Genomic DNA, 6,536 nt, shown 5'->3' with positions numbered 1-6,536 from the left:
CGTGATCGGCATCATCTATGAAAGCCGCCCCAATGTAACGGCCGACGCGGCGGCGCTATGCCTGCGCGCGGGCAATGCCGTCATCCTGCGCGGCGGCAGCGAGGCGCGGGAGAGCAATCGCGCCATCCACGCCGCGATGATTGAGGGGATCGCCGCCGCCGGGCTTCCCGCCGACGCCGTGCAACTGGTGCCGACCACGGACCGCGCGGCGGTGGGCGCGCTGCTCAAGGCGGCCGGTCTGGTCGACCTGATCGTGCCGCGCGGCGGCAAGTCGCTGGTGGCGCGGGTGCAGGAGGAGGCGCGCGTGCCCGTCCTCGCGCATCTTGACGGCATCAACCACAGCTATGTCGATGGGGCGGCCGACCCGAAGATGGCGCAGGCCATTATCGTCAACGCCAAGATGCGGCGCACCGGCGTCTGCGGCGCGACCGAAACGCTGCTGATCGACCGCGCCTACCCGGAGGCGGCGGCGCTGATCGGGGCCTTGATCGGCGCGAAATGCGAAGTGCGGGGCGACGAGGATGTCCGCGCCCTCGACGCGCAGGTGAAGCCCGCTTCGGACGAGGATTGGGACACGGAATATCTGGAGGCGGTCATCTCCGCCCGGATAGTCGACGGCGTGGAGGAGGCGATCGCCCATATCGCCGCCCATGGCAGTCATCACACCGACGCGATCATCACCGGGGACGGGGCGGTGGCCGAGCGGTTCCTGAACGCGGTCGACAGCGCCATCGTGATGTGGAACGCCTCGACCCAGTTCGCCGATGGCGGAGAGTTCGGCCTGGGCGCGGAGATCGGCATCTCCACCGGGCGGCTCCATGCGCGCGGCCCGGTGGCTCTGGAAGGGCTGACCACCTATAAATGGCTGGTGCGCGGCACGGGTCAGATCCGGCCCTGATTTTGGCTGCCTGCCGACAATGTAAATTATGGCCGTTCGGGCTGAGCTTGTCGACAAGCTCAGCCCGAACGGCATGTATTGAAGGCGTTTTGCCTTATGCGGGAACATATCGCCAGACGCAGGGGATCATACGATAATTCAGCCTTCCGCCGCGCGCTCCAGTTCCGCCGGCTTCCGCTCGGCGAATTTGTCGGCCAGCTTTTCTTCCTCTTTCGCCGTCAACTCCTCGGCGGCGTCGGGGAACATCTCCTTTTCCTCCTCCTCAATATGGTGGAGGTAGCGCTTCTTGAGCTTTCCGAATGTCTCGTTCCATTTGGCGGACCCGAAGCTCAGCTCCTCCAGCTCCTCGATGAAATCGTCGATTTCCTTATGCTCGGAAACGCTGTGCTGCGCATCTTCGCGCAGGTCGGGCCGGGCGAGCATGGTGGCGTAGAGGGTTTCTTCCTCCGCCGCGGCATGGGCGGTTACCTCGACCTTGAACTGGTTGAACAGCTTCTCGCGCCGGTCCTTCTCGCCCTCGGCGTCGTCCAGCTTCGCCAGCAACTGGCGGTGCGCGTCATGATCTTGTTTCAGGCGATCGAAAATGGTGGCGTCGGCCATGCAGTCCTCCTTGGCCCGGAAGGGGGCGTGAGAAGGGATAACGACGCGTAGCGCGAAAGGCTCCTGCCGCTGCGCTCAGGGATCAACCAAAGACGAACTTGCCGACGATGGCGACGGGAATCCAGAGCATCGGCGCAAGCAGGCTGGCGGCCCATAGTTGCAGCAGGTCCACGCGAAACCGCGTGGCGAGGCCGTCGTCGGACAGGCCGCTGCGTTCCAGCGCCGTCCAGCGATGCTCAAGACTGCGGGCGGCGAGGGCGAAGCCGCCAATCGCGACGATGATGCCCAGGTGAAGGACAAGAGAGCCGCCCATCTTGGCGACCACGAAAATCTGGAGCAGGGCGAACACGACCAGGGCACCCGCCGTGTGGGTGCTCATCCGCTTCATATAGTTCCGCCCCGATCCGGCGGTCCGCTGGTTGAACATCGACGCCATGCTCACTCCCCGTGTCTGCCGCAAAGCTTTCACGAATATGAACGGCGATCAACAGAAAATTGCAGGCCGGTGTGGGAAAATGTCCAGTATCCGGGCGTTCCGGGGCTTCAGGGGACGCCAGCGGACTCCTGCATGCGCTTCTCCGCGAACCATTGTTTCAGCATCGCGGCGGTGCAGCCGGAAAAGCCGTAGCTGCCATTGACGGAACAGCTTCCCGGTATCGTCTGGCGGGACACATCCTCCATATTGGCGACCTGGCTGCCCCATCCGGGACCACCGGCGACCTCCGGTTTCTCCCGCAATTTCTTGGGGATGCGGTAGCGTTCCGATTCCGGCTTGCGCGCGCATACGACGATCTCGTCGCCCTCGCCCTTGGGGCAGGCGTCATTGCCGTAAACGATCAGGGAGGTGATTTTCTGCGGCGGTTCCGCCAGCGCCGGGGCGCTGGTCAGGCCGATCGCCAGAAGGAGGGATGCGATAGCGAAGCGGCTCATGAAATTCCTGCCTTCTGCCGCTTCATGTCAAGCGGGCCTTTGCCCCTGTATATACTGCATGCGCCCCCGCACAGGACGCCACCGGCGTTCCTTTCCCGTCATTGCGGCGCTGGCGTCGCCCCGGCCTCCGCGTCCGCCTTCGCCTTGGCGGCTTCCTCCGCCTTCACCCGCTGCTCGATGGCTTCGGATTCGGCGTCGATCTTGGCGAGGCGCTTCTCGCGCTCGGCGGCGACCAGGTCGTTCCAGCTTGCATTGTCCGCCTGCTTGCGCTCCGCCCGCGCCATCTGCGCCAGCCGGTTGAAGCAGCCGGTGGTGCCGCCGCTGCCCGCCGGGGAACAGCTTTCCGTGCCGCTGCGGCCGACATATTCGATCGACTTGGCCCGCTCGCCCCATGCCTGCTTGGCGGGGGCATTGGGGTCGCCGCGCAGCGGTTCGGGAATGCGATACCGCTCCTGTTCCTCCTTGCGGGCGCAGACCACGATATCGCCGCTGCTGCTTTCCGGGCAGGCGTCGTCGCCATAGACGATGACCAGATTGACCTTCTCGCCGCCGGGCGGGGGCGATGCTGCCGCATCGGCCTCCTGCGCCAGCGCCGGAGCGCCGGTCAGCGCCATGCAAAGGGCAAGTGCTGCGGGCAGAGCGATCTTCATAGGTCCAGTCCTCAAATACGCTTCGATAGGGCGATGGCGGCGCGGCATCCCAGCCGGATCGCCCCGGAAAGCAAGGGGTAGGCGGGCGCATCCTCGGCGCCTGCGGCGAGCGCGGCGTCGCGATGCTCGACTTCCTCAGCCATGAAATCCGCAATGGCCTCGGAGAGTTCCGGGTCGCTATCGCCAAGTTCCGAAAGTTGCTCGGAATAGTGGCGCTCGATTTCCGTTTCGATCGCGGCAGTGCAGGCCATCGCCGCCTCCGGTCCCAGGGCGGCAGTGACCGCGCCCAATGCGAAACCGGCGGCATGCCATACCGGTTGCAGCAGGGTCGGGCGGACGCGGCGTTCCGCGATCATCGTGTCGAAGCGCTCACGATGCCGCTCCTCCTGCGCCGCCATGCCCGCGATCGCGCGGGCGGACGGATGGCGGTCGCCCAGCACGGCGAGCTGCCCGGCATAGATGCGGGTCGCGCCAAACTCCCCGGCCTGGTCCACGCGCAGCATGGCGGCGGTGTCGGGCTTGCGGCCCGGACGGGGAAAATCGCGCTGGCCGGTCATGCCTTCCTCGCCTTTGACAACAGGGCGAAGATGGCGAGCGCCGCCGCCAGCGACAAGAGGCCGTTATATCCGGCCAGCGAAATGCCGAACAGCGACCAGGGGGCAACGTCGCACCGGGTCAGCGGCGTGTTCATGATGCTGGCCAGCACATCGTCGGTGCTGCCGCCGACCGGCACGGTGGAACAGGCGGTCAGGCCCTGCCACCAGCCATATTCGACGCCCGCATGGAAGAAGCCGGTGACGCCGCTGCCAAGGATCGCCAGCGCGGCAAGGGCGGCAAACAGCTTGCTGGCCGAGGGGTTGCTTCGCAGGGCGATGGCGATCAGCGCCAGGATGATCGCGCCCAGATGCGGCCAGCGCTGCCACATGCACATTTCGCACGGGTGCAGGCCAAAGACATATTGCGACACCAGCGCCCCGCCGAGCAGGAAGGTGGGCGCAAGAATGGCGATCAGGCGGGCGCGGGAGAGATGGGTCATGCGTTACACTCTCTCCGTCACCCCTGCGCAGGCAGGGGTCCCGCTATCTTCTCGACGTCCGGCAAAAGCGGGACCCCTGCCTGCGCAGGGGTGACGGAAGGATGTACCGGGCAATTACTTCGTCGCCGGTTTCGCGCGCGGGGCGGGCGGCGGCGGGGCGGCCTGCGCCACCACGGCCGCCGGCTTGCTCGCCAGACGCGCGATGGTCTTGAGCGCATAGTCGAGCTGGAAGTCGTCAATGCCCTTCTTCTTCAATTCCTCGGCGGTGGCGGTGAAGCGGGGATCGGGCTTGCCGTCCTCCTCCAGCGTCTTGTTGTCGACCTTCGCCTCGTTGATCAGGTGGCGGCGCAGATCGCTTTCACGGAACCGCGGCCGCTCCTTATAATCGGGATCGGAAAGCTGCGGCACCAGGATATCCGGCTCGATCCCGCCTTCCTGCACGGACCGGTTCGACGGCGTATAGTAACGCGCCGTGGTCAGGCGCAGGGCGGTGGTGTTGCTCAGCGGCAGCAGCGTCTGGACGCTGCCCTTGCCGAAGCTGCGTTCGCCCATCACCAGCGCGCGATGCTGGTCCTGCAGCGCGCCCGCGACGATCTCCGATGCGGAGGCAGAGCCGCTGTCGACCAGCACGATGACCGGCAGGCCCTTCGCATCGTCGCCGGGCTTGGCGTAATAGCGTTCGACATCGCCCTTGGCGCGGCCGCGCTGCGATACGATCTCGCCGCGCTCCAGGAAGGTGTCGCTGACCGAAACCGCCTCGTCCAGCAGGCCGCCGGGGTTGGAGCGCAGGTCGAGCACATAGCCGGTCGGCTTGTGGCCCAGCGACTTGTCGATGCTGCGGATCGCCGACCGCACGTCCGCGCCGGTGTTGGCGGAGAAGCTGACGATATTGATGACGCCGATATTATTCTTCACTTCCCACTTCACCGGCTTCAGCTCGATGATCTCGCGGGTCAGGGTCAGGTCGATCGGCTTGTCGCGGCCGGGGCGGACGATGGTCAGCTTGATCGGCGTGCCCGCCGCGCCACGCATCTTGTCCACCGCATCGTCCAGCGTGCCGCCATAGATCAGCTCGCCGTCCAGGTGGGTGATATAGTCGCCCGCCTTGATGCCGGCGCGCCATGCCGGAGTGTCCTCGGTGGGTGCGATCACCTTGACCGCGCCGTCCTCCATCGTGACGGAGAGGCCAAGGCCGCCATAGCTGCCCTCCGTCTGGGTGCGCAGCGTGGCGAAGTCGCGGGCGTCGAGGAAGCTGCTATGCGGGTCCAGGCTGGACAGCATGCCCTCGATCGCGCCCTTGATCAGCTTCTCGTCGTCAACCTTGTCCACATAATCGGTGCGGACTTTCTGGAACACGTCCATAAATTCGTCGAGCGCCTTGTAGCTGCTCCCTTCCGCCTCGGCGAGCGCGGCGGTGGTGGCGGGAATAAGGGCAAGAGCGCCGAGCGCAGTGGCGCTCCGCAGGAAGGTGGATTTCATTGGCGACATGAGTCCTGACACATGATTTCCCACAATATAGACCCAAACCCCCCGTTACGCCAAGCATGCGCTCGACCAGGGGCTTGGCTGATCGATGAGCGCCAGTTGCCGCGGCGCTGATGGCGATGTTGGCGGATCAGGGCGCTGGCGGCGGAAACGGGCCGATGCTTTCGATATGCCAGCTCCGTTGCGCCGGACTCGACCCGTCGACATCATTGACCCGGCGCAGGGTGACGGACCGCAGCGCGTACCAGGGTTTCCCGTCGGCGGCGATCCGGGCATAGACCTGCACGGGAACAGTGACGAAAAGCGATCCCGCCGCGCCTTCGCTGTCCGCCGGGGCGCCGATATTCGCATGGATCTCGCTGAACCCGGCGAAGCGGCGGGCGAACGCCGCCGGGTCCTGCCGGGCATGGTCGCTGCCCTCGCCCCACAATTTCTGCGCGTCGCCGAAGCGCTTTTCCTCCAGCAGGCCATAATAGCCCTGAACCAGTTGCGCCGCGCCCTGCGGGCTTTCCGGGTCGATCGTGCCTTCGGTCAGGGGGACGGGTTCATCGGGCAGGCCGCCGGGCGTGCCCGGTTCCGGCGGCGCAAGCGGCGCCATGATCGCCTGCGCCTCCGCCTTCACGCTGCGGTCGATGTCCCTCTGACCGGCGGCGTTATCGGCCAGGCCATTGGCGGTTTCGTCCAGCACGGTGCGCTCGGTGGAGTTGCACGCCGTCACCATCAGCGCAGCCGCCAATGCAACGCCATATTTCCACCTGCCCCGCACCATCCCGGTAGACGCGCGGATCAAGGCGTCGCTCCCCTCCTGCCACCGCGCATGCGGGGTGAAGGGCCGGGTGTCGCCGTCATGGGCCGTGCCTGACTCCCTCGCTGGCGCATACCGCCGGAGGACGCATCATTGCCCCGCGGCCCATTGCGGAAACCGCGCGATTCGACG

9 protein-coding genes are annotated in these 6,536 nt (G+C 66.2%); 1 reads left to right on the top strand and 8 read right to left on the bottom strand.

Going from position 1 to position 6,536, the window contains the following annotated elements:
• On the top strand, nt 1–898 hold an 898-nt coding region (locus BHQ40_RS23580; RefSeq protein ID WP_070158160.1), incomplete at its 5' end, for a glutamate-5-semialdehyde dehydrogenase.
• Between the two features lie 138 nt (nt 899–1,036).
• On the opposite strand, the gene BHQ40_RS23575 is transcribed toward BHQ40_RS23580, so the two are convergent.
• From BHQ40_RS23575 to BHQ40_RS23540, 8 genes are all read right to left on the bottom strand, one after another.
• Nucleotides 1,037–1,498, bottom strand: coding sequence for a hemerythrin domain-containing protein (locus BHQ40_RS23575; protein WP_070158159.1), 462 nt, complete (start codon nt 1,496–1,498; stop codon nt 1,037–1,039).
• An 82-nt stretch (nt 1,499–1,580) separates the two neighbouring features.
• On the bottom strand, nt 1,581–1,934 hold the full coding sequence (locus BHQ40_RS23570; RefSeq protein ID WP_070158158.1) for a hypothetical protein: 354 nt from the start codon (nt 1,932–1,934) through the stop codon (nt 1,581–1,583).
• Between the two features lie 107 nt (nt 1,935–2,041).
• Complete coding sequence (locus BHQ40_RS23565; RefSeq protein WP_070158157.1) at nt 2,042–2,428, bottom strand: hypothetical protein; 387 nt, start codon at nt 2,426–2,428, stop codon at nt 2,042–2,044.
• A 98-nt stretch (nt 2,429–2,526) separates the two neighbouring features.
• Nucleotides 2,527–3,078: a hypothetical protein gene (locus BHQ40_RS23560; RefSeq protein ID WP_070158156.1), complete on the bottom strand. Its 552-nt coding sequence runs from the start codon at nt 3,076–3,078 to the stop codon at nt 2,527–2,529.
• Between the two features lie 11 nt (nt 3,079–3,089).
• On the bottom strand, nt 3,090–3,635 hold the full coding sequence (locus BHQ40_RS23555; protein WP_070158155.1) for a demethoxyubiquinone hydroxylase family protein: 546 nt from the start codon (nt 3,633–3,635) through the stop codon (nt 3,090–3,092).
• A complete protein-coding gene (locus BHQ40_RS23550; protein WP_070158154.1) occupies nt 3,632–4,114 on the bottom strand; it encodes a disulfide bond formation protein B in 483 nt (160 codons plus the stop codon). Before BHQ40_RS23550 ends, BHQ40_RS23555 begins: the two co-directional genes overlap by 4 nt.
• Before the next feature lie 114 nt (nt 4,115–4,228).
• The gene (locus BHQ40_RS23545; protein ID WP_070158153.1) at nt 4,229–5,593 is read right to left on the bottom strand and encodes a S41 family peptidase; all 1,365 of its coding nucleotides are present in this window, start codon (nt 5,591–5,593) and stop codon (nt 4,229–4,231) included.
• A gap of 136 nt (nt 5,594–5,729) precedes the next feature.
• Nucleotides 5,730–6,368, bottom strand: coding sequence for a hypothetical protein (locus tag BHQ40_RS23540; RefSeq protein ID WP_070158152.1), 639 nt, complete (start codon nt 6,366–6,368; stop codon nt 5,730–5,732).
• Nucleotides 6,369–6,536: the final 168 nt, after the last annotated feature.

This window comes from Sphingobium phenoxybenzoativorans (genome assembly GCF_001757355.1).
In the GTDB taxonomy this organism is placed as follows: Bacteria; Pseudomonadota; Alphaproteobacteria; order Sphingomonadales; family Sphingomonadaceae; genus Sphingobium; species Sphingobium phenoxybenzoativorans.
This window is presented reverse-complemented; position numbering and strand designations above follow the sequence as displayed.